Here is a 26,782-nt window from a genome sequence, read left to right as displayed (position 1 = left end):
ATAAGGAATCCGAATAGGTGTTCGCCAATATTCTCGATGTCGATTTCAACCATGCGCGCCAACGCGCTCGACATCATGAACCAACGTCCACACCTGAACACCGGCTTGCGCACCGTCGCGCTCGCCGCGACGCTCGCGTTGCTCGCACTGCCGTCCGGCGTCAGCGCACAAAGCGACGTCACGCTCTACGGCACGATCGACTCCGGTATCGTGCACGCCAATCACACAGCGGTCGCCAATGGCCCCGAGTCGTTCACCGGCATCACGAGCAACATCATCGGCGGCAGCCGCTGGGGCCTGCGCGGCACAGAGTCGCTGGGGAACGGCCTCTCGGCGCTGTTCCAGATCGAAAGCGGTTTCAATGCCGTCAACGGATCGATGGGCAACGGCGGCCTCGCATTCGGGCGCAAGGCCATCGTCGGCCTGCGCAGCAGCGAATGGGGCGAAGTGACGATCGGCCGTCAGTACGATCCGGTCGTCAATCTCGTGCAGGGTCTGACCGCAGACGGCTACTTCGGCGGCTTCTTCGCCACGCCCGGCGACGTCGACAACTACGACAACGGCGCACGCATCAACAACTCGATCCGTTACGCCACGCCGAATTTCGGTGGTCTGCAATTCGAAGGGATGTATGCGACCGGCAACGTCGCAGGGAAGACGGGCGCGGGCCGCGCATACGGCCTCGCGGGGGCCTACAGCAATGGGCCGGTGGCTCTCGCGGCCGGTTACTTCTTCGCAGATGGCGGCAGCAATCGCGGGAACCCCTTCACCAACGGTGACTGGCCGTATCGCGAATGGACGAGCAGCGCAGGTTCGCTGTTCAACTCGCCGATCAACGCCGGTTTCCGCACAGCAAGCAAGGTGAGCATTGCGCGGGTGGGCGGTAAGTACGCGATCGGTCCGGCGATTCTCGGCGTGACGTTCTCGAACGCTCAGTACGCGAGCGATGCCATGTCGATGTTCACCGGCACGGCGAAATTCGACAGCGTGAATGCGTTCGCCACCTATGCGCTTACGCCAGCTATCAATACCGGTATCGGCTACAGCTACACGCGCATGCGTGCCGACGGTACCCTCGGTGCGCATTACAACCAGTTCAATGCGGGCGTCACCTATGCATTGTCCAAGCGCACGTCCACTTATGTGATTGGCGGCTATCAGCAAGCGGTCGGCAAAACCCTGAATCAGGGACAAGCCGTGGAAGCGACGGCCTCGGTAGGCTCCTATGGCATCGACGCCGGTGCCCGCACCCAGTTGTTGCTGGGCATGGGGCTGAAGCACAGCTTCTGATCGTCCGCCTCCGGCCCATCGGCATTCGCCCCGAACCCGTGAAGGCATGCGGGTTTGGGTCGATTTTCCCTTGGAATCAATGGCACTCAAATTAAAACGAGCGTTTGGAATTTCGTATTGATTCGTCTAAAAAAATACACTATTTACGATTTTAAGGGTTTACCCTATTCGGGAATCTATTTAGAATTCACTCCATTGAAGTTTCATGCAGTTGCGACCGGCGCTCACCACGCTTTTTGATTTCCCTCCGAATTCGATGCGTACCGGTTCATCCCGGATCGTCTCGGCGCTGCACTCAACGGGGAGAAGTGTTGTGGTTTTCGTCAGTTGGTTGGTTGTCGCGGCATTGGCCGTTTCGGTGTCGGCAGCGCGAGTGAAGCAGTTGCACCGCCGTGCGATGCGCACCGCCTCGGCAGCGCACATGGACCGCGTGTTGCGCTATCGCCGTAGCCACCGTGTCACGCCGTGCCCCCGCATTCAGTTTAAGGACGCCGCGTAATTCAGCGTCGTCTTGCAGCAGGTGGTAGCAGTCGCAGTTCGGAAGTCTTGTAGTTCTCGTCGTTCCGCTTTATCCGCAGTAGCCGTTCAGCAAGTCGCAGTATCGGTAGTTAGAAGTCTGCATCGCTGTACACGCATCAATCGCAGTCCTGTAGTTCAGAAGGTCTCGCATCACCGCAGTACCCTGCAATATTCAAGCAATACCTAAGCAATACCCGTAGTTGCAATTCGCAGTCCCGCAGTACTCATGCTGTATTCCGGCGCTTGTGCGATGGCCGGATGGAGAGTCATCCCTCCCTGCTGTTACGAGGCATCGCTCCCACGCGTTAGTGCCGTACCGCCGCCCGCGCAGCACTCAGGCGGCGGATTGCGCGCCCACAGCCTCGTATTGCCCACGCGTTACTAAAACAGCCCGACGCCACGATCAGACATCGCGCGCATCGGCGGACCGAAATCGTCTTTACCCTGAAGACGTTTCGTTCGCTCGACGTGTCCGCCATGTGCGCCCCACAGGCCCGATCCCACGCAGTCGGATCCGGCTCGCCCGCGTTATCGCGCGGGCGCTTGGCATGCGCCTACCCGCGCGTCATGCCCGATGTATCGAAAAAGAGAAAATTGAAAGTCATGAACACCGACCCAGAGCGCATTACCCTCACCATCAGCCTGCATCCGAACGACCTCAAGCAACTCGATCACGCGTGTCAGCGTGTGGGCATGCGCCGTGAAGATTTCTGCGTGCTGGCCACGCATCTGGAGGGCGCTCGCGTGCTCAATGGCGAGGGTCTGGCCGCACTTGCCCGTCCGTTCAATTTCGCCGCCGGTCTGCCTGCGGCGCTGCGCGGTGCGCTCGCACGCCTGTGCACGCGCTGAGTCGCCGAGCCCGAGTCGCTAAGGGCTAGGCGCCTTTGGTATCTTGGGCGCGTGTACCGCCGGGAGCATCTTCGCGATCCGGCGCAGCCCCTGCGCCAGACATGCCGAAGGCACCGGCGTCAAGCACCACCATACCGTCGCGCCCCTGACGTTTGGCCCGATACAACGCGCGATCGGCTTGCTGAAGCCACGCCTGCGGGGTATCGAAAGCGCTCGAAAACGGCACCAGCCCGATACTCACCGTGCAATCCGTGAGCGACACTCGCAGCGCTTCGTCTTGCCGCATTTGCGCTTCTGCCTGCGCCACGCGGGCGCGCAAATCGGCGAGCAGCCGATGCATCAGATCGCGTCCCGCGACTTCGCCGGTGTTCACCAGCACGGCACCGAACTCTTCCCCGCCATACCGCCCGACCGCGTCGATCTCCCGCAGACGTTGACGCAGTAGTCCGGCAAAGCGCCGTAGCGCCGAGTCACCAGCGGCGTGACCAAGCGTGTCGTTGATGCGCTTGAAGTGATCCAGATCCATCAGCACCAGACACGCCGGTTGCCCCGTGTGTGCGCAATGCTCGTGAATGTCGGCCAGCCTCTGCTCCCACGCGCGTCGATTGAGCAGGCCCGTCAGGCCATCGTGTCGCGACAGATACTCCATTTCCCGCGAGCGCTGCGACAACTTCTGCGCGAGGTCATACGTCACCTTGCCGAGCGCGACAGGATACAGAATCACCATCGGCAAACTCGTGATGACGTTGAAGGTATCGGACGCGGGTGCCCAGACGAATCCAAGCAAGGCGATCCCGATCAGTCCGCCAACGACATTGGCCAGCAGCCCCTGAAGGAAAAGGCGTACGCCGCCCGCGCCAATGTTATCCATCGACATCATCGCGAGGACGACGACGCTCGGCAGCAGATTGAACTGCATCGCGGCGACCCAGAAACCACCGAATGCCGCATCGATCATCAGATTCGCGCGCTCGGCGCGGTATGGGACCGGGCGCGACAGCGCAAGGACGCAGGCCAGATGCGGCCAGACGAAACCGTGGAAGAACACCAGCGCCCACAGCCACAGCGGCGTGGGCGGATCGAGTCGATAGAAGACGCCTGCGACGCAGACGAATCCGATGCCCAGACCGATGGTCCGCAGGCGATAGATGCGCCGTACGAAACGCTTGCCCTTGCCCGCGACGGCGGGATCGATACCGGCAGCGGAAGATGCCGAAGCGACGGCCCGCGTCCCTCGGCGTTGTGGCGAGCCGTCGGCGCGCGCGTTGCTGTCTTGCTGACTCACTGACACCATGCTGCTCCGATCGACCCTCACGAACCACGGACCACGAATCAAGAACGACGGACTACGAAATGGACGCACGATGCCATCGCACCGTGGGGGCGGGCGTTGTGCTTCGTGTGTGCGAACACATCGGCATACGGTCGCCGCGAGAGCCCGGAGGCGCCATTCTACCTTCGTGCAACGTCGGCGCGCGACTCCGAAGCGCATGACGTTGAGGATTGTCAATGTGGCCCCGGACGCCGCGTCCGAAATACCTTATCGTTTGTCTGAAATTCGCTATGCGACGGACACCGTTAGGGCGGACAATTTGCCTCAGTTCGCAAGTCACCCGCCGGTCGGACTTTCCGACAGTTTCACCGTCAGACCGGTACATCGCATACATCATGGCTAATTTCATTCTGCCGCTGACCGCAGTGCTTATCTGGTCGGCCAACGTGATCGTCAACAAGCTCGCCGTCGGTCACATCTTCCCTGCCGAAATCGCCTTCCTGCGCTGGTTCGCCGCCGGGTTGCTACTGACGCCGTTGGCGTTGCCCGCGTTGTGGCGCGCCCGGCGTCAATTTGTGCCGCATATGGCGCAGTACGCCACCCTCGGCGTGCTGGGCATGGCGATCTATCAGGGGCTCGCCTATTCGGCGGCGCATTACACGAGTGCCACCAATATGGGGATCATTCTGGCGCTGCTGCCTCTCACGACACTCGCGCTGGCGGTCATGCTGCTGGGCGACGCCCTCACGGCCGGGGCGCTGGCCGGCGGTTTGCTGTCGATCGGTGGCGTGCTGTTGGTCGTCGGGCACGGCTCGCTGCTGCATCTTGCCGATCAGGGCATCGGTGTGGGCGACGCCATGATGGTCGCCGCCATGCTCGCGTACGCCGTGTACTGCGTATTGCTGCGCAAATGGCATCTGCCACTCGCGCCACTGCCGTCGCTGTATGCACAAATCATGTTTGCCGTGGTCGCGCTGCTGCCGTTCTATCTGATCTCGGAAAAGGCTGGGGTTTCGATGGACAACCTGCCGGAGCTGGCCTTCGCGACGATCCCGGTGTCCATCGCCGCCCCGTTCATCTGGATGATCGGCGTTGCGCGCATCGGCCCGCGTCGCGCGACCGTCGTCATCAATCTGGTGCCGATCTTCACAGCGCTGATCGCAGCCTTAGGTCTCGGGGAGCACCTCGCCGGTTATCACCTCCTGGGCGGCGCGCTGATTCTCGCGGGCGTGGCGCTTGGCGAAAACTGGCATCTGCCGATTCGCAAAGCGCGTGAACCCATGCCCGTTGTGGCGGATGAATTGGGAAGCGTCCGATAAATTTTGCGCTATTAACGTCACCGACTCTTTATAGAGGCCCGCCCGTCACGCATGGGGAGGAGAGCGATATAACGTCGCAGGGCGCGGGGGGATTGATTACGCTGTGTGACTCGTCAACGGAGTTCGCCATGCAAACCAATCCACTCGCCCTGTTCGGAGACCATCTGGCCCGCTTGCGTAAGGCGCGCGGCTGGTCGCAGGAGAAGCTTGCCCTCGAGAGCGGTCTGGCACGCTCGTACGTCAGCGGTATCGAACGGGGCAGACGCAATGTCGCCCTCGTCAACATTTGCGTGTTGGCAGACACGCTGGGCGTGCCAACGTCCGAAATGCTGCGTTTCGCTCAGGCGGCAGGCAACGCAGAAGACGCGGCGGTGGCGTCCGAGCGCACCCCGCTGCCACAGATCAGCCGGTCACTGTGCAAGCTGGAGAACCGCGATCAGGTCTGGCTCGCGGAGATCATTCGCAGTCTCAGCTCACGCCTGAGTCATGCAGCCCCACCGTCAGCCACGAGCGCCTACGCACAGTCTTCCCACGGCGCGGCGTCCGTCGGCGCGCATGAGGACGCATTCGACGGCGACACGCCCGACCGCAGTGGGGACCTGGACGCCGGATCTCCCGTCCGACATCAGACCTCCTCCGCCTCGCCAACCCGCTACCCCGCAATCTCGGACGCATCTTCTGAAGCCAACGTGACGCATGCTGACGCGCAGGCGAGCGAAGTCTCTCGCCGCATCGCCGATCCGGACCGTCGGCAGGACGGCGAAATGGATCGATCGCCCGGCCCGGCCGCAGCGCCGGGCACGAACGTCGTGGCGCAAGAGAACCCACTGCGCTGGCCTGCCAGAAGGGAAGAGCACGAGTGAGGGCGCAAGCGAGGGATGGTCGAAAGCGTGCGCCATCTCCACGCCATTAGTGCTTAGGACATCGCGCAAAGTCCCCCGGCCACGCGGGGGGCGTCGCGCACTGATTCGTCTCGTAAAAGTAACTTGTTAACCTATTAAAAATAGCCGCTCTTGCGCGGACCGCGTCGTCACCGAACGGAGAGAACGTGGCGACGTGCGCGTCAACGACGACAGGAGCGACAGCGCGTCGACGCCTACTGCAATTCCACGAGGCTGGACACAATATCCGGCTCAGCTCGTCATCATCGAGTGACATCCCAACGCGGAACCTTTCAGAATCCCCGCTCTACTTCTACCGGTCAGACCAGTGTCACACTGCGCGGCGCTGGTTGACGGGGAGGCGGCAACGCGTCTCACAGCGCGTCGCTGCGGTGGGCCGTACGCGAAATAGCGCCGCCACCACCGTCGGGACGTCTGCACTCGTTGTGCCTTCTCCGAAAGTCCGCAAAAAATCTGCGCGACGCTCCCGGTAGTTCGTGCCTCACAAACGATGGACACCCGAGGCACCGTCCCCGATGCCGGATTTTTGTTCCAATCTTCTCGTCCCGAACAAGGAAACTTTTTTATGGACACCAATTTATTTCGATTCGGCAGACATCTCGCCGGTTTGCGCAAGAAGTACAACTGGGCGCAGGACAAGCTTGCGCTGGAGAGCGGTCTCGCACGTTCCTATCTGAGTGGTGTCGAGCGCGGCAAACGCAATATCTCGCTGCGCAACATCTGCATTCTCGCCGACACGTTGGGGCTACCCCCACATGAGTTGCTGGCGTTCGACGCGTCGAACGGCATGACGGCGGACATCGGCGCGAGCGTGTCGGTCCCCTGCGATCCGTATCCGTCGCTCAATCGTGCCATGCAGAAGTTGTCCGATCGCGATCAGGCATGGATGGCCGACCTGGTCCGCACTCTGAGCCTGCGGCTGGGCCACGGTTTGTTGCGTGACGAATGAGATCGAAGGACGCGCCCGGCAGCGAGCGCACATGACAGGCGAGGCGCGGGCGGCAGCGCCAGGGAACGACGCCGGACCCGACGCTGCGCTCGCGCGATCAGTCGGTGCCGAGGAAGGCGTCGACCGCGCGGTGAAAGGCGATCGGATTGGCGAGGTTCATGCCGTGCGACGCATCTTGAATCACCATGCGACGGGCTTCGGGCATCGCGTACGCCAGCGCGTTGAGCACGTCCGGATACGGCGCGGGACTCTCGGCACCGCCCATCAGCAGCACCGGCGCGTGGAGTGCGCCGAGGGCATCGATCGGCAACGGCGTGCGCGGCTCGGCGACTTGTCCGATCAGCGTGCGCGCATTGTCGCGCACCATCTGTTTGAACCACGGCACCATGCGACGCCACGTGTCCGGACCGCTCACCGTATCGATAAACAGTGCGAGACCGCCGTCGATATCGCCCGCTTCGATGGCTTTCAATGCCGCTTCACGGAAATTGCCGCGCTCGCTGTCGAGCGGAATCTGCACCGGGCCGCCGCTGATTTCCACGCCCGGGTCGGCGAGGATCAGCGAGCGGACGGTGTCGGGTGCGAGCAACGCGGTGCGCAGCGCGACATAGCCGCCGCGCGAATGGCCCAGCACATGAACGGGGCCGACACCGAGCGCCGTAATAAAGGCCGCAAGGTCCTCGGCGTGTTGCTCACCGGAGAACTCACCGTCGTGGCCATTCCAGGCTTCCGGGAAATAGTGACGCAGGCTGACCGAGATGACGCGCCGACGTTGCCCCAGCGGGGCCATGTTCGGCTTGAAGTATCGGTAGTCGCAGAGCGATCCGTGAACCAGCACTAGCGGCGCGCCGACAGCATCGGCGGGGGCGGGAGTTTCGACGTAGGCCATCGGGTAGCCGTTGACGTCGATCGTTTGCGGTGCAGGAACCGGCATGGCGATACATCAGGTAAGACGAAGGCGCCAGTATACCGAGCTTGCGGCCCCTTTGCTGCGGCGCGCCACGGGCTAAGGGGCCGGTCGGAGGCGTGCCACCGGACCTCGATGGCGACGCGCCCAAACGCGACGAAACGCGCCCTGGCTACGTTCAACGGCCCCGCGAAGGCCCTCTCGCGCCTGACACAGCGCGCCGCACCGCCTGGTGTATGCTTGCGACTTTCTTCAATCCTGCGGTTTCCCGGCATGGCGCTCAAAGCCACTATCTATAAGGCCGAGGTGCAAATCACCGACCTCGACCGTCACTACTACGCATCCCACAACCTCACGATTGCCCGTCATCCGTCGGAAACCGACGAGCGCATGATGGTGCGCGTGCTCGCGTTCATGTTGTATGCGGGCGAACGTCTCTCGTTCGGCAAGGGCATTTCAACGGCCGACGAGCCAGACCTGTGGGAGCACGATTTCGGTGGCGATATCGTTCGCTGGATCGATGTCGGCCAGCCGGACGCCCGTCGTCTGGTCAAAGCAGCAGGCCGTGCCGAGCACGTTGACGTGATTGCCTACGGCGGCAAGCCCGCCGCCGTGTGGTGGCAAACTACCGAGAAGGAGGTCAACCGGCTGTCGAACCTCACCGTGCGGATGCTCGACGACGAATCCGCCGAAGCCCTGACGGCGCTGGCCTCGCGCACGATGCGCCTGCAATGCACGATTCAGGACGGCGAAGTCTGGGTCGCAGACGACAGCCACAATTTCGCGGTGAAGCTCGAAACCCTGCGCGCGGCCGCCCGCAACTGAGCCTCCGGCTCAGGCCTCGCCCCAATACATGGGCGAGCCGAAGCTGCGTTACACTTGACGTTAACGTAAATCGAGTGAACGCAGCTGTTGCGACGGCACGCGTCCACCCACGCCTGCCGCGCACCTCATGGACATCCTGATCTTCTCTCCGGACGGCAAGACCGCCGCCTATGAAACCGGCCTCGCCGAGCATCTGCCGCAGGCCAACATCCGCGGCTGGCAGCCGGGCGACACTGCCCCCGCCGACTACATCGTCTTGTGGAAGCCGAACGCCGAAGTCCTGCAAGCCCGTGAGCGTCTGAAAGCGATCTTCAACATGGGGGCGGGCGTCGACGGCGTGCTCGGTGCGCGCGGCGAGAGTGCGCACCGTCTGCCGCCGGGCGTTCCGCTCGTGCGCCTCGAAGATGCGGGCATGGCCGACCAGATGGCGCAATACGTCAGCGCCGCCGCATTGCGATACTTCCGCCGCCTCGACGACTTCCAGACGCAGCAAACCGAGGGCCAGTGGAAATTCCAGAAACCGAACCGACTCGCCGACTTCCCCGTCGCGGTATTGGGTTACGGCACCCTCGGCGCACACGTGGCCAAAGCGCTGAAGACGTTCGGGTTTCCCGTGCGCGCGTGGAGCCGCAGCGAACGTCACGACGACACGGGCATCACCCTCTATCACGGCGATGCAGGCTTCGACGCCTGCGTGTCGGGCGCACGCATTCTTGTCAACCTGCTGCCGCTCACGCCGCAAACGGTGGATGTGCTGAACGCCGACCTGTTCGCGAAACTCGCGCAGGGTGCCTACCTGATCAACGTGGCGCGCGGCGCGCATCTGGTCGACGACGACCTGCTGGCCGCCCTCGACAGCGGCCAGATCGCCGGTGCTACGCTCGACGTCTTCCGCACCGAGCCGTTGCCAGCCGAACATCCGTTCTGGCGCGCCCCGAAGGTCACCGTCACGCCGCACATCTCGGCGCTGACGCTACGTGACGAGACCGTCGCGCAGATCGCAGGAAAGATTGCCGCGATGTCACGCGGCGAAGCCATTACCGGCATCGTCGACCTGACGCGCGGCTATTGAGCAAACGAACAAGCGAACCAACAAACGACTGAGCCGCCGCCCGGCGCGTCGCGGCCGATCCCCACCAGACGAATTAGAGGAGACCGATCCCCATGTCCGCATCTCATCTGCCGCAACGTGTGAAAGTGGTTGAAGTCGGCCCGCGCGACGGCCTGCAAAACGAAAAGCAGCCCGTCGCCACGGACATCAAGATCGCGCTGATCGACCGTCTCTCAGCCGCGGGCTTCGCCAACATCGAGGCGACGTCGTTCGTCTCGCCGAAATGGGTGCCGCAGATGGCCGACGGGGCCGAAGTCATGGCGGGCATCACGCGTCGCCCGGGCACGATCTATTCGGTGCTCACACCGAACATGCGCGGCTTCGAAGGCGCTGTCGCCGCGAAGGCGAACGAAGTGGTGATCTTCGCCGCCGCGAGCGAAGCCTTCTCGCAACGCAACATCAACTGCTCCATCGAAGAAAGCATCGCGCGATTCGAGCCGGTCGCTCGCGCGGCCAAAGACGCGGGGCTGCGTCTGCGCGGCAGCATCTCGTGCGCACTCGGCTGCCCGTATCAGGGTGAAGTGCCGGTCGCGAGCGTGGTCGACGTCGTCAAGCGACTCGCGGCGCTCGGTTGCGACGAGATCGACATTGCCGACACCATCGGCGTCGGCACGCCTACCCGCACGCGCGAAGTCATGGACGCCTGCGCGAAGGTGTTCCCCATTGAGCGTCTGTCGGGTCACTTCCACGACACTTACGGTCAGGCCACGGCGAACATCTACGCCGCGCTGCTCTCGGGCATCTCGATCTTCCATTCGTCCGTCGCCGGTCTCGGTGGCTGTCCGTACGCCAAGGGCGCGACCGGCAACGTCGCGACGGAAGACGTGCTGTATTTGCTGCAAGGACTGGACATCGAGACGGGCATCGATCTCGAAGCAGTCGTGCATACGGGCGACTTCATTTCGCAAGCCATCGGCCGCCCGAACGCCTCGCGCGTGGGCCGCGCCATGCTCGCGAAACTGAAAGACGCCGCTGCCTCGACTAATTAACGCTGCCCCCTGAAGCCCCCCACGGCCCCGACCGCCCCGACCATGAGCGACACGCCACAGATCCCTGAATCCGCCGACGAACATCAACTGCCCGAAGGTGCGCGCCACGTCGCGCGGCTGCTCGCGGGCATGGGCCACGACCAGCCGATCGTGCTGCTGCCCGCCACCGGCAAGACGTCGGCAGAAGCGGCCGCAGGCCTCGGCTGCGAAGTCGCACAGATCGCCAAGTCGATCATCTTCCGTCGCGCGGCCGACGACACCCCGGTGCTCGTCATTGCCAGCGGCATCAACCGCGTGGACGAGAAGAAGGTTGCCGCGCAAGTGGGCGAACTCGCCCGCGCCGACGCACGCTTCGTCAAGGAGAAGACCGGTTACTCGATTGGCGGCGTGAGCCCTATCGGGCATGTCGTCTCGCCCGTCACGCTGATCGACGAAGACCTGCTGAAGCTCGCGAGCCTGTGGGCCGCCGCTGGCCACCCGCACGCGGTGTTTAACCTCACGCCGCAGCAGTTGGTGGCGATGACGGGCGCACCGGTCGTCGACGTCGCGCTGCGAAGCTGACCGTAGCGGTCGACGCACCGTCACCGCTCACAAGAACAAGGAGACCTGCCATGCCGAGCCCCGAACTTGTGCCGGGCCTGACATTCGAGTGGACGTATCGCGTGCCGAAGAAGGCCGTGGTCCCCGAACTCTACGACGATGTCGAACTCTGCCGCGACATGCCTGCGGTGCTGGCCACGGGCTATCTCGCGGGCATTCTGGAATGTGCGTGTCTTCAGGCGATCCGTCCCTATCTGGACTGGCCGCGCGAGCAGTCGCTCGGCACGCTCGTCTCCTTCACGCATCTGGCGGCAACACCGGCAGGCGACATGTTGCGCATCCGGGGCAAGCTGATCGACGTCGACGGGCGCACGCTGCGCTTCGAAGTCGCGGCCTGGGACGGTCTCGACAAGATCAGTTCGGGCACGCATGAGCGCGTGATCGTCGATCAGGAGCGCTTTCACGGCAAATTGCGCGAGAAAGCGGCCAAGCTCGGCCTGCCCATCTGAAGCCGTCTCCCCACGCGCTCGCCCCCCACGCTTATGACCTCGTTCGACTCCCCTGTCCCGTCGCCCTGCACCAACATCTGCCGCATGAATCCTGCGACGGGCTGGTGCTCGGGCTGCTGGCGCACCCTCGACGAGATCGCCGCGTGGTCGACAATGGCGGACGACGCCAAACGCCTCGTCTGGTCGCTACTACCCGCGCGCCGTGCGGAGCATGAAGCGCCGCCCGAGATGCATCGTCGCGTGGTCGTGAACAAACCGGGCGTCGGCGACGCGTAGCCCTTATCGCGATACGCGCCACCACTCACGCAATTTCTGCCCAACTATCGTCATTACTCATGGGAAAAATCGTTGCCGTCGGCGAGACGTTCTCCGCCAGCCATCACTTCTCGCCGGATTCGATTCGCGAATTCTCCGCGCTCGCGCACGATTTCAATCCGCTGCATCTCGACGCCGAGTACGCCGCAGCCGATCCGCGTTTCGGGGGACTGATCTCGTCGGGCACGCAGCAGATGTCGTATCTCGCAGCACTCCTCGCCACGCACTACTCGAAGACGGCGCAACCGCTCGGCCTGGAGTTCGACATGAAGCTGCGCCGCGCCGTGCACGCGGGCGACGACATCACCGTGCGCTGGACGGTCACCGACAGTTTGTGGAAGGAGAAGCTGGCAGGCGACATCGTGTCGCTCGACGGCGAGGCCGTGAATCAGCACGGCGAGACGGTGATCGCGGCCACGGCAAAGATTCTCGTCTGCGCCAAACCGACCTGATCGCTGACGCAAGCGAAAGAACATCCCCATCGCCTAACGAGATACGCCCAATGACCTCGCTTACCCTGCCCGCCGGGTTGCGCGTGTTCGAGCGCGGCTGGCTCTCATCGAACAATGTGCTGTTCCTCGGCGACGAGCCCGCGCTCGTCGATAGCGGCTACGTCAGTCATTCGGAACAAACGCTGGCCCTCGTGGCGCACGCGCTGCCCGAAGGCCGGACGCTCGCCCGCCTCATCAACACGCATCTGCACTCGGACCACTGCGGCGGCAACGCGGCCTTGCAGGCCCGCTATGGCTGCCGCACATGGGTGCCCGCCGCCGAGGCCGATCCCGTGCGTCACTGGGACGAGCGCCGCCTGTCGTTCGACGCGACCGGCCAGCAATGCGCGCGCTTTACGTTCGACGACACGCTCTCGCCGGGCGACACCGTGCCGCTCGGCGAGCACGAATGGCTGGTGCTCGGCGCGCCGGGACACGATCCGCACGCGCTGATGCTCTACAACGCCGCCGACGGCATTCTCATCTCCGGCGACGCGCTCTGGGAGCGCGGCTTCGGCGTGATCTTCCCGGAACTCGACGGCGAGTCGGGATTCACCGAGCAGGCCGCCGTGCTCGACCTCATCGAGCAGTTCGACGTCTCGCTGGTGATTCCCGGACACGGCAAGCCGTTCGACGACATCGACGGTGCACTCGCTGCCGCGCGCGGACGTCTCGACTATCTGCAAAGCGATCCCGCCCGCAACGCCCGCAACGCGCTGAAGGTACTCATCGTGTTCAAGTTGATGGCGGAAGGCCGGATGACGGGTGCAACGCTCAAGGCGACGCTCGACACCGCGCGCGCCTGGCGCAATGCGGCGGCGATGCTCGCCCCGCCTTCCGGATGGCCTGCGTTACTCGACACGCTCGTCGCGGAACTGGCCAAGGCCGGTGCGCTGCGCTACGACACCGAGACGGACACGTTGCACGCTGTGTAAGCGGGTGCGCGTCTGCGTGTGACGGCATTGCAGGTCCCTTTCCGGCGGCAAAAAAATAACGCCACTCGCCAGTGACGGCAAGCGGCGTTTGAGGACGTGACGTGCCGGACGAACGCTGCGGTCGCTAACGCGGCGCTCGTCCTGCGACACCGGCTACCGGTGTCCCCTGGCACGCGTCTTTATCGTAGTCAGCACAAGGCGTCGACCCAAGAGGACTTTCCCTGATAGGGCAGCAATGAGCGTATCGGAACCGAAGCTTTCTTCGAGTGACCGCTCACCGGGCGACGTCCGAATCCCCCTATAATCGAACGATCGTTCGCGAAATTGCCGTGACGGCCATGCCACGTCCCGAGTATCACGTCCCGGCGAGCGCGCACCGAACGTCCTGCCTCAGGAGACTTCATGGCCCTTCCCAAGATTCTGCAAAACCTGGCGTTGCCTGTCGTGGCGTCGCCGATGTTCATCGTGAGCTACCCGGAACTGGTGCTCGCGCAATGCAAGGCCGGTATCGTCGGCTCGTTCCCGGCGCTCAACGCGCGCGAGCCGCAGATTCTCGAAGACTGGTTGTCGCGCATCACCGAAGAGCTCGCGTCGTACAAGGCCGCGAACCCCGATGCCGTCGTCGGCCCGCTCGCCGTCAACCAGATCGTGCATCAGTCGAATCAACGGCTTGAGCACGATGTGCGGGTGTGCGTCGAACATCGGGTGCCGATCTTCATCACGAGCCTGCGTGCGCCGCCCAAGGAAGTGCTCGACGCCGTGCACAGCTACGGCGGCATCGTGCTGCACGACGTCATCAATCTGCGTCACGCCAACAAGGCGCTCGAAGCCGGTGTGGATGGCCTGATTCTGGTGGCTGCCGGGGCGGGCGGACATGCGGGCATGCTCTCGCCGTTCGCGCTCGTGGGCGAAGTGCGCAAGATCTTCGACGGCCCCATCGTGCTCTCCGGCTCGATTGCCAACGGCGGTTCGATTCTCGCCGCGCAAGCGATGGGCGCAGACCTCGCCTACATCGGCACGCGCTTCATCGCGTCCACCGAGGCGAACGCGAGCGACACCTACAAGCAGGCCATCGTCGACGCCAGCGCCAACGACATCGTCTACACGAACCTCTTCACCGGCGTGTCTGGCAACTACATCCGCCAGAGCATTCTGAATGCAGGTCTCGATCCCGAAAACCTTCCCACGGCCGACAAGACCGCGATGAACTTCTCCAAGGCAAAAGCGTGGAAGGACATCTGGGGTGCGGGTCAGGGGGTGGGATTGATGGACGACGTGCGTCCGGCGGCCGACATCGTTGCGCGCCTGAAGCAGGAGTACGACGACACGCGCAAGCGTCTGGCGGGCTGATGTGTCACGGCGCGAGGCGGCTTTCGTCTCGCGTCGTATAACAGCCTCGACATCCCCTCGCAATTTCGCAGAACCGACAGCGCGACCCAACGAAACGCAAGCATTCGCACGCATGCCAGTGGCAATCTCCTCCCCCAGGGCTGGCGCATGACACTGTCGTCGAGAACACATGCACGGCCCGCCTTATATGCTCTACGGAGGCCTTCCCATGTCGCATGTGCCACACCATCGCGCGATCGGTTCCGCGCCCTGCTACAGACTCTCCCCTACCGCAAACCGTCGCCAGAGCAGCCGCTTCGGCGCGCATGAGTTTCCGCATCATTTTCGCGGGACGCGCGCCTCGCCGCGTGCGCACGTCACCCCGGCGAATGGTCCGTGCCGAAACACGCCGGGCAGCGCATCCTCCGCTGCGCGCTGGCAGACAGTGTTCGCGCTGACGGTCGTCGCCAATCTCGCGCAGCACACGCTGGCGGGACCGGGGCTTCCTCTTTCAAAAGACAAGCATCGCCCAGTCGACGTCCATTCCGATGACACCGCACTCCATGCCTCCGATATCGCCACAGGCGCGTTGGAAGACATGCAACGCGTTCCCGCACCTCGTGCCGCCATCAAGTCCGACTACTCATTGCCTCAAGTGATGCGCGCCTTCGGCGCATCGAGCGCGCCGTTCCAGAATCTTGGGCGGGTGATCAACGAGATGCATGTCCTCGTCGCTGGCGAAGAGCTCGACCGGGAAACGCTGGAAACCGTGAAGGACGTCGGCAGCTTCATCGACATGGTGACGGCGTTGATTCCATCGGTACAAAGCGCGCGTCTCGGCGGCTATATGGCGGAAGCGGCAGCCGATGCGGCCGAGGGCAAACCTACGAATGCCGAACGCATCGGTGCCTTGATCCAGATGAGCCACCCACGCGCATTAGGCGTGTCAATGCCGACGCGCACGAATGATCCCTCGGCAGGTCTCGTGGCTTCGGAAGTGATGGTCGTTGAGCGCTCCGCGTCGGTTCACGAGGTCCTCGACGTCGAAGCCGGAGCCGAAGACGACGTCGTTGCGGCCGCGCCCGCTGACGCAAGTGTCGGGGAGGGCCTCGACGAACCTCGCATCGAAGGCGAACGCGACCATCTCCGCGGATACGAGCAGGTGCTCCCGACCGGGGCACACCCCGACGCATCACATCCCCAGTTGTTCGTCGTCGGTGCTCGCCACTATCTCGGCGGAGAGGCCGGGTTCTATCGTCTGACCAAGTCGCCGCATGCGAATCACTGGCTGGTCGACGCTCCGCGCGGCACCCGCGCGCAGGTGCCCGTGACGTACGACCCGCAGACCGGCAGATGGCAGACACAAGCGCCGCTGCGGCTATGCGGTGGCGGGTGCGGTCCAAGCCGGGAGTCGACGCCCGACAGCGTTGCGATGAGTCAGAACCAGATCGCCGATGCGATTCGCCACATTCCCGACCGCGACGTGCGGGACTCCATTCAGCTCGCCTATCGCGATCTCAGCCATCTGCATCTGATGCGCACGAATCGAGAAGATCTGCGTCCGTTTCGCGACAACTCCATCGTCGGCCACCGGAAGATTCTGGTCCCGCAGCTCATGCGTCTCGATCCGTACGCGACGCTTTTCGAGCAACAACGCGAAGCGGCCGAGATCACGGCGATTCACTACGACGCCTATGTCGACACCGGCACCTACGACCTCAGCCCGGAAGCGTTCTGTCAGGAGAACGCCGAGATTCTGTTTCACTACCTGCTTGCGCGTGGTGTACCCAGTCATCACATCCGCATCTTGACGGTGCAACCCAGGAGTCAGCCCGCGCACGTCATGGTGCTCTATACCGAGTCGGATCATTTCATCGATCTTCTCGATCTGTCGACGCCGCAACCACCGGTCGCGGGCTACGTCGACGGCATCAGTGGAGAGCGCTTCACTGCGGCGCTGTTCCTGACGCGCGACTCCACCGTTCTTCTCGACCCATGGAGCCGGGTCAAAGCCTCCTCGTTCGTCGATACGGACTGCATCGAGGAACTGATGAGCGAGCTGGATATAGCGTTGTCCGACACTGGACACCGGCCCGGGAGGCCTTTCCGGGTCTCGCTGACGCGCCCATACCCGGCACCTCGCGATCGTGCACTCGCACAGCGGCCGAACCCGAGCGGATCCCGTGGCTCGCATGGCTCACAGGGGTCAAGCGGATCTCAAGGATCTCAGGGATCGAAAGACTCCGGCGGTTCGGGAAGCGGGGGAAGTCTGACCGCCCGTACAACGTGACGCGAGCGTTTAGGCGGGATGAAACGCTTCGCGCGTAACCCGCATTTACATCGCTATCCGAAATAATGATCATCCAAAAACGATAACCGTTCCGACCGATGCGCAAGCCCGGCACATCGGTGCGATGGCAGTCTTGTTCTCCCGGGCCACCGGAATGACGCGGCGCAGCGCGTTTGCCGAAACCGGTGGCCCACCACTTCGAGAGAGGACGCCATGCCGCACGCCTTGCATCACAGTCCCCGGCACTTCACACCCCACTACGTCAGCATCGTGATTCGTCGTCCGGCCCCGGCAGATGTGCATGCGCCGGATGTCGACGGTCTCAGACACGAAGCGGACACGCCATCGTCACCGGACGAGCTGTCGGCGGCAGGCGTGCCGGAACGCTAAAAAGTGAATGCCTGCGTCGTCACGCGACGCGAACCGTTCGATTTCCCCATTCGTACTCGTCGCGCGTCGTGACAGGACGCACCTTCGGAGACGCTGCTATGCCTTATGCCTCCTATCGTCGCGCCACCGCCGTGGCTCCCGCTTATTCGCTCTCGCACGCCGTGCAGCATCGCAAGGCGTCGACGCGCGCAGACACCCGTGTGCATGTGCAAACGGAACAACCCTTCAGCACTGCTTTCGCTCTGGCGCGCCTCACGACGCAATCGCATACGTTGCGCACATCGCAAACTCATTCGCCTCTGATGCAGGACCGCCCGCGACGCAAAACCGCAGCCTCGTCCACGCCGACCGTCTGGCCTGCCGCTTTCGCGCTCATGCTCGTCGCCAACCTGATCGCGCCTGTCGCCTCGGCAGGCCCCGTCGCAGCCTTCGTACCGAAAACCGTGCGTCGGTGCCACGGCAATGACAACGCGGAGGGTGATGCGTCCGGCTGCGCGCCGCCAGCGCTACTCAATCAGGCGCTGCCGATGCCGGGCGACGTCGACACCGCCGTTCGCGCCGAACCGATCAATCGACCGATGACGCTCAAAGATCAGTATTCCCCGCATGAGGTGCTCAGATCGATCGGCACCGGCAGCGCCCCGTTCCGGTACTTCGGCGACTCGGTCGCAGACCTGTATACCTTGCTGACAGGCAACACCGTCAGTCAGCCGATGCGCGAGGAAATTCAGCAGCGCGCTCATCTCATAGACGTAGGTACGGGTCTGATCCCTGAAGTTGCGCTATTGCGCCTCCCCTCGGAGGTGGCAAATGCCGTGGCCGACGGCATCGACGGCAACCCCATCACGGCAGATCGCATCATTTCCATTGTGCAGAGTGCCGACCCTCGGGCGCTGGCACGTCCGCTCGGCAGTGCCCTGAGACCGGCCCGGCTGAGTACGGTGGGCAAGAAGGCCGCACCAGCGACGGTGGAAAAGTCCGGCGGGCCGTCGGACGCCGTCCACATCGAATCACCCGAGAAGTCAGTGAAGGATGCCGGAAAAAAGGTGGCTGCAACCGATCTGGAGCGCATGATCGCCCCTGCAGACGTCGATGTTCCCGAGCCGGACGTTGCGCTTGGCAACGTGTCCGATGAAATGCCCGAATTGTTCATCGCTGGTGAGCAAACATATTTGCAGGGATATGCGCAACAGATCCCGGCACACCGCTTGCCGTCCGATGACGCAACGCGATTGGTGATCGTCGACGGTCAGCAATACCTGCGCGGCGCGAACGGCTTCTACCTCGCGAGTCAGGCGTCCAACGCCGATCACTGGCTCGTGGACTCGCCGCGCCGCACGAAGGCGCAGGTGCCCGTCACGTACGACCCACATCTGGATCTTTGGGTCGCGCATGAGGCGCTGCGAATGTGCGGTGGCGGTTGCGGAAACAGTCGTGTCACGACGCCCGACAGCATCGCCCTGAATCGCCACGAGGTCGACGCGGTGCTCAGTCATCTGCGAGATGCCGACGCGCAGAACGCGATTCTCTCGGCCTACAACGACGTATCGCGACTGAAGCTTCTGCGATCCAACCGGCCGGACCTCCAGCGCTTTCGCGACTACTCGATCATCCCGAATCGCGAGGCCATCCGCGTCGCTCTCGAGCGCATTCCGCCCGCCTCGCCCCTCTACGAACAGCAACGACTCGCCGCGATCGTCACAGCGAGTCATTACCGTATGAATCTGGGCACGGAAGCATTTTGTCAGGAGAACGCCGAAATTCTCTTTCACTTTCTGATCGAAAACGGCGTTCACGGCGACTGCATCCGCATGATTACCGTTCATCCGAAAGGACGCTCGCCTCATGCGCTCGTTCTTTATACGGAATCCGAATCGTTAATAGATGCTCTCGAACTTGCAACGCCAGTCGAATACGAAGGCCCTGGCATCGACGGCATCTCCGGCAACAATTTCGCCGAACTCATCATGAAGGCCCACGACACGACGCTTTTGCTCGACCCCTGGAGCCAGGTGAAAGCGGTCGGTTTTGCGCGCTCCAACGACCTGCAGGAGACTCAGCGCGTGCTCGACGCAGCGTTCGCCGACGTCGGCCATCGGTCGGGCGACGCGTACCGCGTCTCGCTCACGCGCCCGCTCGGGCCGCGCCGCACCGGGACAAGCCGCCGGGGGAGTCTGGCGAGTCAGGGAAGTGCCGGTACGGTGTCGGGAACGTCGAGTTCGGGCGGTACGTCGGTGGCACGAGGTTCGTCAAGTTCGCTGAGGTCTCTCGATGTGCCCCAATCGCCGCTGGCGAACGATGACGACGGCGCGGACGGCGTTTGAGCGCCGCCCTTCGGTCACATCGGTCACAACCTCCGGCGCGCGTTGCACGCGCCGGCTTCCCACCACTCAGTACGTATAGACGCCGCGCCCGGTCTTGCGCCCCAGATAGCCAGCCGCGACCATCTCCTTGAGCAGCGGGCACGGACGATACTTCGAGTCCGCGAACTCCTCGAAGTAGACGTTCATCACCGAGAGGCAGACGTCCAGACCGATCATGTCGGCCAGCGCCAGCGGACCGATCGGATGATTGCAACCCAGCTTCATGCCTTCGTCGATTTCTTCCGGCGACGCGAGATTCTCCGCGAGCACGAAGAACGCTTCGTTGATCATCGGCACCAGAATCCGGTTGACGACGAAGCCCGGCGCGTTCTTCACCGTGATCGGGGACTTGCCCAACTGACGCGCCAGCGCGTCAACGCGCGCATGCGTCTCGTCGCTCGTTTGCAGTCCGCGAATAAGCTCCACGAGGGCCATGAGCGGCACCGGATTGAAAAAGTGCATACCGATGAACCGGTCGGGATTGGCGACCACGGCAGCCAGCTTCGTGATCGAGATCGACGACGTATTCGACGCGAGGATCGCCCCCTCCTTCACCGCCCCTTCGAGCTGCTTGAGAATCTTCACCTTCAGGTCGAAATTCTCGGTAGCCGCTTCGATCACGATATCGGCAGTGCCCAGCGCGGCGTAATCGGTGGACGTCGTAATGCGCGCGAGAGCAGCGTCCTTGTCGGCTGCGGTGAGCTTATCTTTCTTGATGAGGCGGTCGAGGCTGCCGGCAATCGTCGCCACGCCCTTTTGCACAGCCGCGTCGCTGATGTCGACCATCGTCACCGGCAGTCCGGCCACCGCACAGGCCTGTGCGATACCGTTACCCATCGTGCCAGCGCCAATGATGCCTACGTGTTGAATCGTCATGTCGTCTCTGCTCCGTTTGTGCTTGAAAGGTGGCGGGAATACCGTCTTGCGCGGTGCACAAATCATAGCGCGGACACGTCGGATCGGTGACACATGAAACCGCTGTGCGGAATGGCCGATGCGATTGACGGGGCGCTTCCCGCACGTCGCCGTCGCCGAAAGAAAAAGGGGCAGACCCCACGGTCTGCCCCTTCGTCGATTCCACCGTCACGCGCATCGGATGCGCGCGCGCCGTGGCATCAGAACTTCATGCGAACGCCACCACCGAACGTGTCGCCGCCCGACATTGTGCTGACCTTGTCGTTCATGTACGCGGCGTAGATATCGGTACGCTTGGACAGGTTGTAGTCGTAGCCGAGCGCCCACGTCTTGCGGTTGACGTTGCTCGCGCCCGAGCTCTTCGTGTACGCGTACGACGCGAGCACCTTACCGTTGCCCAGCGGCACCGACACGCCGAGCTGGCCGCCGTTCTCCGACACACCGCCGCCGGTGATGTTGTTGCGGATGTACTGGTACTGGCCGAAGAACTTCACGACTTGCAGGTCGTACGTCGCGCCCAGTTGAAGTGCTTGCTGGCTGCGGAAGCCCGTGATGCCGGCCATGTCGTCCGGCACGGAGTCGAACTTGACCTGCTGGTAAGCGACGGTCGCGGCGAACGGGCCGTTGAAATACAGCGCGGAGGCGCTCCACTTGTTCTGCCCGGTTTCGCCCGCTTTGTTGCCGAAGGCGTACGAGACAGCGCCTGTCAGCCCCTTGAAGTTCGGGGTGGTGTACATCACGGCGTTGCTCCAGCCGGAGTCGCCCACGATGCCCTGACCGGCCTGACCGATGAAGGTGTGGAACACCATCGGACTGAAGGTGTACGAATCGACGAACGGGTTGAACAGAATCGTCGAGACGAAGTACGACGTGGTCAGGCGACCGATCGTAACGGTACCGGCCGTGTCCGACTGCAAACCGACGTAGGCGTTACGCGAGAACATCGAGTCGCCCTGGAAGCGGCCGTATTGACCGTTCTGCGGACGGAAGAAATCTTCCAGCACGAAGACAGCCTTCAGGCCGCCGCCGAGGTCTTCGTTACCCTTCATGCCCCAGTACGACGTCGACATACCGCCGCCGCCCTGCGTCCATGCCCGGTCGCCGCCGGGGTTCTTGACCGCGCCCACCCAGGCGTCGACCTGACCGTAAAGCGTGACGTTCGATTGTGCGAGTGCCGGTGCGCTCACCGCCCCCATGCACGCGCCCAGAACGAGTGCCCCACCCATGCCCTTGGCCATACTGCGCTTCATTGACTTCTCCTTGGTTTATGTATTTTGTGTGCCTGCTCCCGCCCTGCACGGGACCCTGCTGGCGCCCTTTCGAGAAGCGCCTCCCTGATAAACGGCCGTGATTCTCGCACAGCCCCGCCGTGCGCAGAAAGACCGGAACGGCAAGGAAAAATGCACCACACGAAGTGGCTGGGAAATGGTGGAGAGACAAAATTCGGACGACCATCCGCGCCACAATTAATCCCGGTATAACGGGATCGATATAAGGCGTATATTTCGGGGTTAGCAACCGCTCACATTCGCCGTGTGATGCGCGAATCATGGACATCGCTCAAGTGCGACTAACGGATGTCTTTGGGGAGGGAGGAACGCATCCGATGTTGCACATGTGCAACATTCGGTGCAGATCGGGGAAGGCTATGGAGGGGTGCTGCAGGATTGAGCGGTGGAACTGGCGAGGCGTTGGGGTGCCTCATCGGGTGCGCGGGTGCGCGGGTGCACCTCATGGCGTCGCCTTAGAAGCCACGCCCCCGGCGTCCGCCGCCTTCATTGCCGCGCTGGCCGCGCGGCTCACCCTGCGGTGTGTACTGACGCTCACGGGGTTCTGCGGGCGACGCCCAGTTCGGATAAGCCGCCTGTCCACGACCCCGGTCGGCGTTGAAACGGCTGATGTCTTCACGCAACGACGCCTTGTTCACGTCCAGCATTTCGCGCCCACGCCCGCCATCGGCCCAGGCAGGGTAGACACATACCAGCAGTAACAGGAAACAACAGCGAAGTCGCGCACTCATTTGGGTTCAGCCACATCTCCCGGCCGCTACGGTGGGGCCGGTTTCACGAGGTGCGTCCCGCATCGGCGGGTTGCCAATGCGCCATACACCTCACGAATGACTTTACCGGGACAGTCGAATGAGCGTCGACTGAAAAGATGTTAATACGCGATGCGGTCTGCAACCGTTTGTAACCGGGCGACGAATGCGATTCGGGCTTGCCGGATGAATCGGCGAAAACCCAAGCCCAGCGGGGCTGAACGGGCGACAGCGCCTCGAATCACTTGTCGCCGATCTGCTTTTCCACCGACAACGAAATCTCACGCATGCGGTCGCCGCGCGGCGTGACGAGATCCTGCGCCGTGATGGTGAAATTGACCGGACGCGCGTACTTCCGGCTCGCGCTCTGCCATTCGGCGGGCAGCCCGGCCGGGTTCGTCGTGGTCGTGCGCATCGTCGTCACGCCGCGCGTGCAGCGCGCCATGTCTGTCGCGAACTTCTGCGCCTGATTGCGCAAATCCATCGGCGTGATCTTCTGGTAATCCCAGATGCACTCGTAGGTCGGGGCGAGTCCGGTCGCGCGGAACACCTTGCAATCGCCGCCGGGCACCGAATACGTCGCCTGATAGCTCTCGCCGCGCTCATTCTTGGCCACCAGCGGCCCGGAGATGTCCTCAAAACCGGTTTGTGCGCTCTTGGCCAGCATCAGAATGCCTTCGCACTGGTCGGCGGCAAAGGCCGACTGTGCAGTACACATGCATGCCAGCAAAGCCCATCGTTGAAAAGATTTCGTTGCCATTATTGGAATGTTTGACTGGGGTACGGCGCATTAGCGGTGACCGGGTCGTGCGGGCGCGGACCACTTCGATATCGCCTGGAATGGTGACATTAGAACGCAAAGTGCGCGCCGACGAAACCACGGTCACAAGGGAAAACTTGCGCCATTTCGAGTCCGGAAGTGCCTGATAGTTCGCATCGTGGGTTGACGGCGCGCTCATCCAAAAAGCCGATTGGCGTGCGGCGCACGCGACCTATACTCAAAGCGCAGTCAAACTGCATAGGCACGGCCGGGGACCGATGGTGGTCCGATGCATGACGGCAATGCCCTTCGGTGCCAAGTCTCCTTGGCCCATACCATGCCGCGCCGGTACACGCGGCTGGCGATGCCCCGATGGGGCCTCAACCGGCGGCTTAGCCCGCCGGTTTCCATTTGCACCGACACCTCTGCTCTGACACTCATGCCGACGGACTAAGCGAAAGTGCGGATTTCGCCGCGCGTGCCGGTCTGCAACTATCGAATCACAAGACCAATATTTACCGGGCACTCACCTTCGGGAAGTCAACGGAGCGTTTGTGTACACCAATGGTTACGGCACGCCGCACCTGATCGACTTCGTTCGCGGTCATGGTGGCACGCTTGCGCACGTGCTGGGTGCGCTCGGTAAATTTCGCCATCGTCACGGCCATTGGCCGTCGCGTCTGTTTCTCTATCCCGAAACGCTTGCTGCGCTGGTGCAGGAACTCACGCCGCTTGGCTTCTACCGTGTTCAGCAGCGGCTCGACGTCATCGCCGATCTGGAGCGCGATCTGTTTTGCGGGGACGATTGCGGCAACGTCGCGATCTACCGCGTACAGGTAGCGTCGGATCCGGCCGAAGTCGACGCCGCGGCCATCTGGCTGGGTCTAATGCTCCCCGAGGCGCTGCAAACGGACGGTCGACCTCGCCCCTGCGCCACGCCGACACCGCCACGCTGACGACGGCACTCGCGTTGTCGGCCGCTGTCACAGGAATATCGTGATTCGCGGCTAGTCTGGCCTGCCGCCGGTGACCGATTCATGACACCGGCAGGATATCGGCCCGCTTTTTCAGCGCTTTTTCAGATGACTCAGACGATTTGACTGCGCCGGGCGCTAAGCCTGCGCACCTCTGTACCGCTGCACCTCCGCACTCTTTTACGCCGGAGAGATGTCATGAACCGACTCGCGATCGTTCTGGATGGACTGATGCTGCTCTACCTGGCGGCGGCAACCGTTGTGGGCGTGCAATCGAGCGCCGCCGACGGGCACGAACGGCTGACCAGCGTGCTGGGCGTACTGCTCGCACTCTGCGTGCTCGCCGTCATTGCCGCCCCGTTTTACGTCTCGCTGGTCGTGCTCGTCGCACAGTCCGAGCGGCACTTGAAGCTCGCGGCGTGGCTGCACCGTGTGCTGCTGACGCTCATGGTAGCGCTCACGCTCATCTCGCTGCTCGCGCGCGACACCATCGAGGTCTCCGCACCGTTGTTCGTGCTCGTCGCGCTGGTGTGCGTCGTCAACCTCGTCGCGCTGTCGAGACGGCGCACGCACTTCGAGACGTTCCATCTTTTCGAGCATTGAGACGAACGGCGTGGCCGTTGGTGTGGCGTTAATGGACGCCTGCGGCGGCGGTCGACGAACGTCGATGCGCACGATGGTGCGCCGCATGTCGATTTGCGAGCGACGCGCGGGCGATGCTAGACTGCGCAGCATGAATCGCTGGCGCAAACTCCTCGTGCTGTTGCTGTTGTGCGTGACCATGCCGTTACAGGCCATGGCCGCGCTGCGCACGCATTGCGCGCCGGGATCGCCTGCGGCTTCGATGCAGCGCACGTCCGTTGCGACGGTCGACGACACGCCAACCATGGCGATGGATCACGCAACGATGTCCGGTGACGCCATGTCCGGCATGCATCATCACAGCGACAAAAACGCGGCGACAGTCACGGCCAGCGATACGAGCGACGCCACGCACGCGTCATCGCACACACCGCAGACATCGCACAATCAACACGCCAGTTGCTCGGCCTGCGCGGCGTGCGTCGTCTGCACCGCCCTGCCGCAAAGCGTCGTGCTGCGCGTGCCTGACGCACAGCCTTCCGCCGCCATTCCGTTCCTTCGCACGTCGGCCACTAGCGCCATCGTCGCCGTCCTCGAACGTCCTCCCAAAGCCCTCGCCGTCTGACGGCTTCGCATTGCGACACGCATCGCGGCAGCGTTACCTGACGCCCGCGCGCTCCGGTCGGATGCCGCCGTCTCCGTTCCCCCGTCAGACTGATTTACGAACCGCCTCGTGACTGACACGGCTACCCCTGAACTGCGTGTTGAGGTCGCGGCTGTTGTGATTGCCGCCACGTCACGTGCGTCGTAAGTCGGTCTGCCCGATGAACGTGCGGTGCCATGCCGTGCGCGCAGTCTTCCAGTGCTCGCGTCACGTCGCCCGGCATCGCCAGATCGACGAGTTTTTCGATGCCTTTTTTTTCCTTACGACAGCACGCCTGGCGGTTCCCCGTCGCGCTATCGCTGTGGGGCGTGAGTTCGCTACCCGCAGTCGCCGCTGAACCGACGACAACAATAGTCGTCTCCGACGATCCCGCGTCTGCCGACGCCTCTGCCGGACCGCCCCCCGTCGCCGTTCTGAGTGACTTCATCCGGCCCGCGCTGTCCGTCGCGACAAGCGACTGGCGCATGGTGAACGCCAGCGTCTCGGGCATGCCCGGGATGTCCGGTTCGGGTCATGACATGACGAGCCACAGTGGACATGCCATGAGTCCACCCGCCAAGCCAGGCCACAAAGCGATGGGACACACCATGCCGATAACGTCGCTTCCCGACGTGCCCGTCGATCCGCATGCCGGTCATGGCGGACAGGGAGGGCTGCAATGACGAGCGCTCATTTGTCTCCCATGACAGCGACGGTTTCCACGCCGCTCACACGCGACGCCAAAGCATCCCCGCCGCATCGTCGCGTTGCCCAT

At 63.2% G+C, this 26,782-nt stretch carries 28 protein-coding genes; 21 read left to right on the top strand and 7 right to left on the bottom strand.

The window, feature by feature from the left end:
- Positions 1–75 precede the first annotated feature (75 nt).
- Entirely contained in the window at positions 76–1,290 is a 1,215-nt protein-coding gene (locus PAN31117_RS00910) for a porin (RefSeq protein ID WP_150736904.1), read from the top strand.
- Between the two features lie 180 nt (positions 1,291–1,470).
- On the opposite strand, the gene PAN31117_RS00905 is transcribed toward PAN31117_RS00910, so the two are convergent.
- Complete coding sequence (locus PAN31117_RS00905; protein WP_150736545.1) at positions 1,471–1,713, bottom strand: hypothetical protein; 243 nt, start codon at positions 1,711–1,713, stop codon at positions 1,471–1,473.
- 699 nt (positions 1,714–2,412) lie between these two features.
- Between PAN31117_RS00905 and PAN31117_RS00900 the strand changes: the two genes are divergently transcribed.
- Positions 2,413–2,658, top strand: coding sequence for a hypothetical protein (locus tag PAN31117_RS00900; protein WP_150736544.1), 246 nt, complete (start codon positions 2,413–2,415; stop codon positions 2,656–2,658).
- Between the two features lie 25 nt (positions 2,659–2,683).
- Here PAN31117_RS00900 and PAN31117_RS00895 read toward each other — a convergent pair whose 3' ends face one another.
- The gene (locus PAN31117_RS00895) at positions 2,684–3,952 is read right to left on the bottom strand and encodes a diguanylate cyclase (protein ID WP_150736543.1); all 1,269 of its coding nucleotides are present in this window, start codon (positions 3,950–3,952) and stop codon (positions 2,684–2,686) included.
- 374 nt (positions 3,953–4,326) lie between these two features.
- On the opposite strand from PAN31117_RS00895, the gene PAN31117_RS00890 reads away from it, so the two are divergent.
- The 3 genes from PAN31117_RS00890 (at position 4,327) to PAN31117_RS00880 (ending at position 7,101) form a co-directional block, all read left to right on the top strand.
- Positions 4,327–5,250, top strand: a complete 924-nt coding sequence (locus PAN31117_RS00890) for a DMT family transporter (protein ID WP_150736542.1) — start codon at positions 4,327–4,329, stop codon at positions 5,248–5,250.
- Positions 5,251–5,378: 128 nt separating this feature from the next.
- On the top strand, positions 5,379–6,113 hold the full coding sequence (locus PAN31117_RS27670) for a helix-turn-helix domain-containing protein (protein ID WP_281349084.1): 735 nt from the start codon (positions 5,379–5,381) through the stop codon (positions 6,111–6,113).
- A gap of 604 nt (positions 6,114–6,717) precedes the next feature.
- A complete protein-coding gene (locus PAN31117_RS00880) occupies positions 6,718–7,101 on the top strand; it encodes a helix-turn-helix domain-containing protein (protein ID WP_150736541.1) in 384 nt (127 codons plus the stop codon).
- Positions 7,102–7,198: 97 nt separating this feature from the next.
- On the opposite strand, the gene PAN31117_RS00875 is transcribed toward PAN31117_RS00880, so the two are convergent.
- Entirely contained in the window at positions 7,199–8,035 is an 837-nt protein-coding gene (locus tag PAN31117_RS00875; protein WP_039395148.1) for an alpha/beta fold hydrolase, read from the bottom strand.
- Between the two features lie 246 nt (positions 8,036–8,281).
- Here PAN31117_RS00875 and PAN31117_RS00870 point away from each other — a divergent pair, with 246 nt between their 5' ends.
- The 12 genes from PAN31117_RS00870 (at position 8,282) to PAN31117_RS00820 (ending at position 20,056) form a co-directional block, all read left to right on the top strand.
- Positions 8,282–8,833, top strand: coding sequence for a YaeQ family protein (locus PAN31117_RS00870; RefSeq protein ID WP_150736540.1), 552 nt, complete (start codon positions 8,282–8,284; stop codon positions 8,831–8,833).
- A 127-nt stretch (positions 8,834–8,960) separates the two neighbouring features.
- Positions 8,961–9,905, top strand: a complete 945-nt coding sequence (locus tag PAN31117_RS00865) for a 2-hydroxyacid dehydrogenase (RefSeq protein ID WP_150736539.1) — start codon at positions 8,961–8,963, stop codon at positions 9,903–9,905.
- Positions 9,906–9,997: 92 nt separating this feature from the next.
- Positions 9,998–10,933 (top strand): hydroxymethylglutaryl-CoA lyase, encoded by a 936-nt coding sequence (locus PAN31117_RS00860; RefSeq protein WP_150736538.1) that lies wholly within the window; start codon positions 9,998–10,000, stop codon positions 10,931–10,933.
- 42 nt (positions 10,934–10,975) lie between these two features.
- Entirely contained in the window at positions 10,976–11,494 is a 519-nt protein-coding gene (locus PAN31117_RS00855; protein ID WP_150736537.1) for a YbaK/EbsC family protein, read from the top strand.
- Positions 11,495–11,544: 50 nt separating this feature from the next.
- Positions 11,545–11,982, top strand: coding sequence for a thioesterase family protein (locus PAN31117_RS00850; protein WP_150736536.1), 438 nt, complete (start codon positions 11,545–11,547; stop codon positions 11,980–11,982).
- Positions 11,983–12,015: 33 nt separating this feature from the next.
- Positions 12,016–12,258 carry a DUF1289 domain-containing protein gene (locus tag PAN31117_RS00845; protein ID WP_150736535.1) on the top strand — a complete coding sequence of 81 codons (243 nt, stop codon included), beginning with the start codon at positions 12,016–12,018 and terminating at the stop codon, positions 12,256–12,258.
- A 59-nt stretch (positions 12,259–12,317) separates the two neighbouring features.
- A complete protein-coding gene (locus tag PAN31117_RS00840) occupies positions 12,318–12,749 on the top strand; it encodes a MaoC family dehydratase (RefSeq protein ID WP_150736534.1) in 432 nt (143 codons plus the stop codon).
- A gap of 50 nt (positions 12,750–12,799) precedes the next feature.
- Entirely contained in the window at positions 12,800–13,723 is a 924-nt protein-coding gene (locus PAN31117_RS00835) for an MBL fold metallo-hydrolase (protein WP_150736533.1), read from the top strand.
- Positions 13,724–14,125: 402 nt separating this feature from the next.
- Positions 14,126–15,073, top strand: a complete 948-nt coding sequence (locus PAN31117_RS00830; RefSeq protein ID WP_150664043.1) for an NAD(P)H-dependent flavin oxidoreductase — start codon at positions 14,126–14,128, stop codon at positions 15,071–15,073.
- A gap of 208 nt (positions 15,074–15,281) precedes the next feature.
- Complete coding sequence (locus PAN31117_RS00825) at positions 15,282–17,342, top strand: hypothetical protein (RefSeq protein WP_150736532.1); 2,061 nt, start codon at positions 15,282–15,284, stop codon at positions 17,340–17,342.
- A 213-nt stretch (positions 17,343–17,555) separates the two neighbouring features.
- Positions 17,556–17,732 carry a hypothetical protein gene (locus PAN31117_RS26990; RefSeq protein ID WP_174990741.1) on the top strand — a complete coding sequence of 59 codons (177 nt, stop codon included), beginning with the start codon at positions 17,556–17,558 and terminating at the stop codon, positions 17,730–17,732.
- A 98-nt stretch (positions 17,733–17,830) separates the two neighbouring features.
- Positions 17,831–20,056, top strand: a complete 2,226-nt coding sequence (locus tag PAN31117_RS00820; protein WP_150736531.1) for a hypothetical protein — start codon at positions 17,831–17,833, stop codon at positions 20,054–20,056.
- 66 nt (positions 20,057–20,122) lie between these two features.
- Here PAN31117_RS00820 and PAN31117_RS00815 read toward each other — a convergent pair whose 3' ends face one another.
- From PAN31117_RS00815 to PAN31117_RS00800, 4 genes are all read right to left on the bottom strand, one after another.
- Complete coding sequence (locus PAN31117_RS00815) at positions 20,123–20,971, bottom strand: 3-hydroxybutyryl-CoA dehydrogenase (protein WP_150575257.1); 849 nt, start codon at positions 20,969–20,971, stop codon at positions 20,123–20,125.
- A gap of 239 nt (positions 20,972–21,210) precedes the next feature.
- Positions 21,211–22,260: a porin gene (locus PAN31117_RS00810; protein WP_150736530.1), complete on the bottom strand. Its 1,050-nt coding sequence runs from the start codon at positions 22,258–22,260 to the stop codon at positions 21,211–21,213.
- A gap of 494 nt (positions 22,261–22,754) precedes the next feature.
- Complete coding sequence (locus tag PAN31117_RS00805) at positions 22,755–23,030, bottom strand: hypothetical protein (RefSeq protein ID WP_150736529.1); 276 nt, start codon at positions 23,028–23,030, stop codon at positions 22,755–22,757.
- 259 nt (positions 23,031–23,289) lie between these two features.
- Positions 23,290–23,766 (bottom strand): hypothetical protein, encoded by a 477-nt coding sequence (locus PAN31117_RS00800; protein ID WP_150736528.1) that lies wholly within the window; start codon positions 23,764–23,766, stop codon positions 23,290–23,292.
- Positions 23,767–24,362: 596 nt separating this feature from the next.
- Here PAN31117_RS00800 and PAN31117_RS00795 point away from each other — a divergent pair.
- From PAN31117_RS00795 to PAN31117_RS00780, 4 genes are all read left to right on the top strand, one after another.
- On the top strand, positions 24,363–24,764 hold the full coding sequence (locus tag PAN31117_RS00795) for a hypothetical protein (protein ID WP_150736527.1): 402 nt from the start codon (positions 24,363–24,365) through the stop codon (positions 24,762–24,764).
- A gap of 216 nt (positions 24,765–24,980) precedes the next feature.
- Positions 24,981–25,385 (top strand): hypothetical protein, encoded by a 405-nt coding sequence (locus PAN31117_RS00790; RefSeq protein ID WP_150736526.1) that lies wholly within the window; start codon positions 24,981–24,983, stop codon positions 25,383–25,385.
- 10 nt (positions 25,386–25,395) lie between these two features.
- Complete coding sequence (locus tag PAN31117_RS00785) at positions 25,396–25,989, top strand: hypothetical protein (RefSeq protein WP_174990738.1); 594 nt, start codon at positions 25,396–25,398, stop codon at positions 25,987–25,989.
- A gap of 284 nt (positions 25,990–26,273) precedes the next feature.
- A complete protein-coding gene (locus tag PAN31117_RS00780; RefSeq protein WP_150736524.1) occupies positions 26,274–26,690 on the top strand; it encodes a hypothetical protein in 417 nt (138 codons plus the stop codon).
- The last annotated feature ends 92 nt before the right edge of the window (positions 26,691–26,782 follow it).

The organism is Pandoraea anapnoica (assembly GCF_902459765.1).
In the GTDB taxonomy this organism is placed as follows: domain Bacteria; phylum Pseudomonadota; class Gammaproteobacteria; order Burkholderiales; family Burkholderiaceae; genus Pandoraea; species Pandoraea anapnoica.
The sequence above is the reverse complement of the archived record's forward strand: the minus strand, read 5'-3'. Positions and strand labels throughout refer to the sequence as shown.

What these genes read in the sequence shown, in the direction of transcription:
- PAN31117_RS00910 (WP_150736904.1), top strand. Translation starts at nt 76, where the DNA reads ATGAACCAACGTCCACACCTGAACACCGGCTTGCGCACCGTCGCGCTC.
- PAN31117_RS00905 (WP_150736545.1), bottom strand. Translation starts at nt 1,713, where the DNA reads ATGTGCGCTGCCGAGGCGGTGCGCATCGCACGGCGGTGCAACTGCTTC.
- PAN31117_RS00900 (WP_150736544.1), top strand. Translation starts at nt 2,413, where the DNA reads ATGAACACCGACCCAGAGCGCATTACCCTCACCATCAGCCTGCATCCG.
- PAN31117_RS00895 (WP_150736543.1), bottom strand. Translation starts at nt 3,952, where the DNA reads ATGGTGTCAGTGAGTCAGCAAGACAGCAACGCGCGCGCCGACGGCTCG.
- PAN31117_RS00890 (WP_150736542.1), top strand. Translation starts at nt 4,327, where the DNA reads ATGGCTAATTTCATTCTGCCGCTGACCGCAGTGCTTATCTGGTCGGCC.
- PAN31117_RS27670 (WP_281349084.1), top strand. Translation starts at nt 5,379, where the DNA reads ATGCAAACCAATCCACTCGCCCTGTTCGGAGACCATCTGGCCCGCTTG.
- PAN31117_RS00880 (WP_150736541.1), top strand. Translation starts at nt 6,718, where the DNA reads ATGGACACCAATTTATTTCGATTCGGCAGACATCTCGCCGGTTTGCGC.
- PAN31117_RS00875 (WP_039395148.1), bottom strand. Translation starts at nt 8,035, where the DNA reads ATGCCGGTTCCTGCACCGCAAACGATCGACGTCAACGGCTACCCGATG.
- PAN31117_RS00870 (WP_150736540.1), top strand. Translation starts at nt 8,282, where the DNA reads ATGGCGCTCAAAGCCACTATCTATAAGGCCGAGGTGCAAATCACCGAC.
- PAN31117_RS00865 (WP_150736539.1), top strand. Translation starts at nt 8,961, where the DNA reads ATGGACATCCTGATCTTCTCTCCGGACGGCAAGACCGCCGCCTATGAA.
- PAN31117_RS00860 (WP_150736538.1), top strand. Translation starts at nt 9,998, where the DNA reads ATGTCCGCATCTCATCTGCCGCAACGTGTGAAAGTGGTTGAAGTCGGC.
- PAN31117_RS00855 (WP_150736537.1), top strand. Translation starts at nt 10,976, where the DNA reads ATGAGCGACACGCCACAGATCCCTGAATCCGCCGACGAACATCAACTG.
- PAN31117_RS00850 (WP_150736536.1), top strand. Translation starts at nt 11,545, where the DNA reads ATGCCGAGCCCCGAACTTGTGCCGGGCCTGACATTCGAGTGGACGTAT.
- PAN31117_RS00845 (WP_150736535.1), top strand. Translation starts at nt 12,016, where the DNA reads ATGACCTCGTTCGACTCCCCTGTCCCGTCGCCCTGCACCAACATCTGC.
- PAN31117_RS00840 (WP_150736534.1), top strand. Translation starts at nt 12,318, where the DNA reads ATGGGAAAAATCGTTGCCGTCGGCGAGACGTTCTCCGCCAGCCATCAC.
- PAN31117_RS00835 (WP_150736533.1), top strand. Translation starts at nt 12,800, where the DNA reads ATGACCTCGCTTACCCTGCCCGCCGGGTTGCGCGTGTTCGAGCGCGGC.
- PAN31117_RS00830 (WP_150664043.1), top strand. Translation starts at nt 14,126, where the DNA reads ATGGCCCTTCCCAAGATTCTGCAAAACCTGGCGTTGCCTGTCGTGGCG.
- PAN31117_RS00825 (WP_150736532.1), top strand. Translation starts at nt 15,282, where the DNA reads ATGTCGCATGTGCCACACCATCGCGCGATCGGTTCCGCGCCCTGCTAC.
- PAN31117_RS26990 (WP_174990741.1), top strand. Translation starts at nt 17,556, where the DNA reads ATGCCGCACGCCTTGCATCACAGTCCCCGGCACTTCACACCCCACTAC.
- PAN31117_RS00820 (WP_150736531.1), top strand. Translation starts at nt 17,831, where the DNA reads ATGCCTTATGCCTCCTATCGTCGCGCCACCGCCGTGGCTCCCGCTTAT.
- PAN31117_RS00815 (WP_150575257.1), bottom strand. Translation starts at nt 20,971, where the DNA reads ATGACGATTCAACACGTAGGCATCATTGGCGCTGGCACGATGGGTAAC.
- PAN31117_RS00810 (WP_150736530.1), bottom strand. Translation starts at nt 22,260, where the DNA reads ATGAAGCGCAGTATGGCCAAGGGCATGGGTGGGGCACTCGTTCTGGGC.
- PAN31117_RS00805 (WP_150736529.1), bottom strand. Translation starts at nt 23,030, where the DNA reads ATGAGTGCGCGACTTCGCTGTTGTTTCCTGTTACTGCTGGTATGTGTC.
- PAN31117_RS00800 (WP_150736528.1), bottom strand. Translation starts at nt 23,766, where the DNA reads ATGTGTACTGCACAGTCGGCCTTTGCCGCCGACCAGTGCGAAGGCATT.
- PAN31117_RS00790 (WP_150736526.1), top strand. Translation starts at nt 24,981, where the DNA reads ATGAACCGACTCGCGATCGTTCTGGATGGACTGATGCTGCTCTACCTG.
- PAN31117_RS00780 (WP_150736524.1), top strand. Translation starts at nt 26,274, where the DNA reads ATGCCTTTTTTTTCCTTACGACAGCACGCCTGGCGGTTCCCCGTCGCG.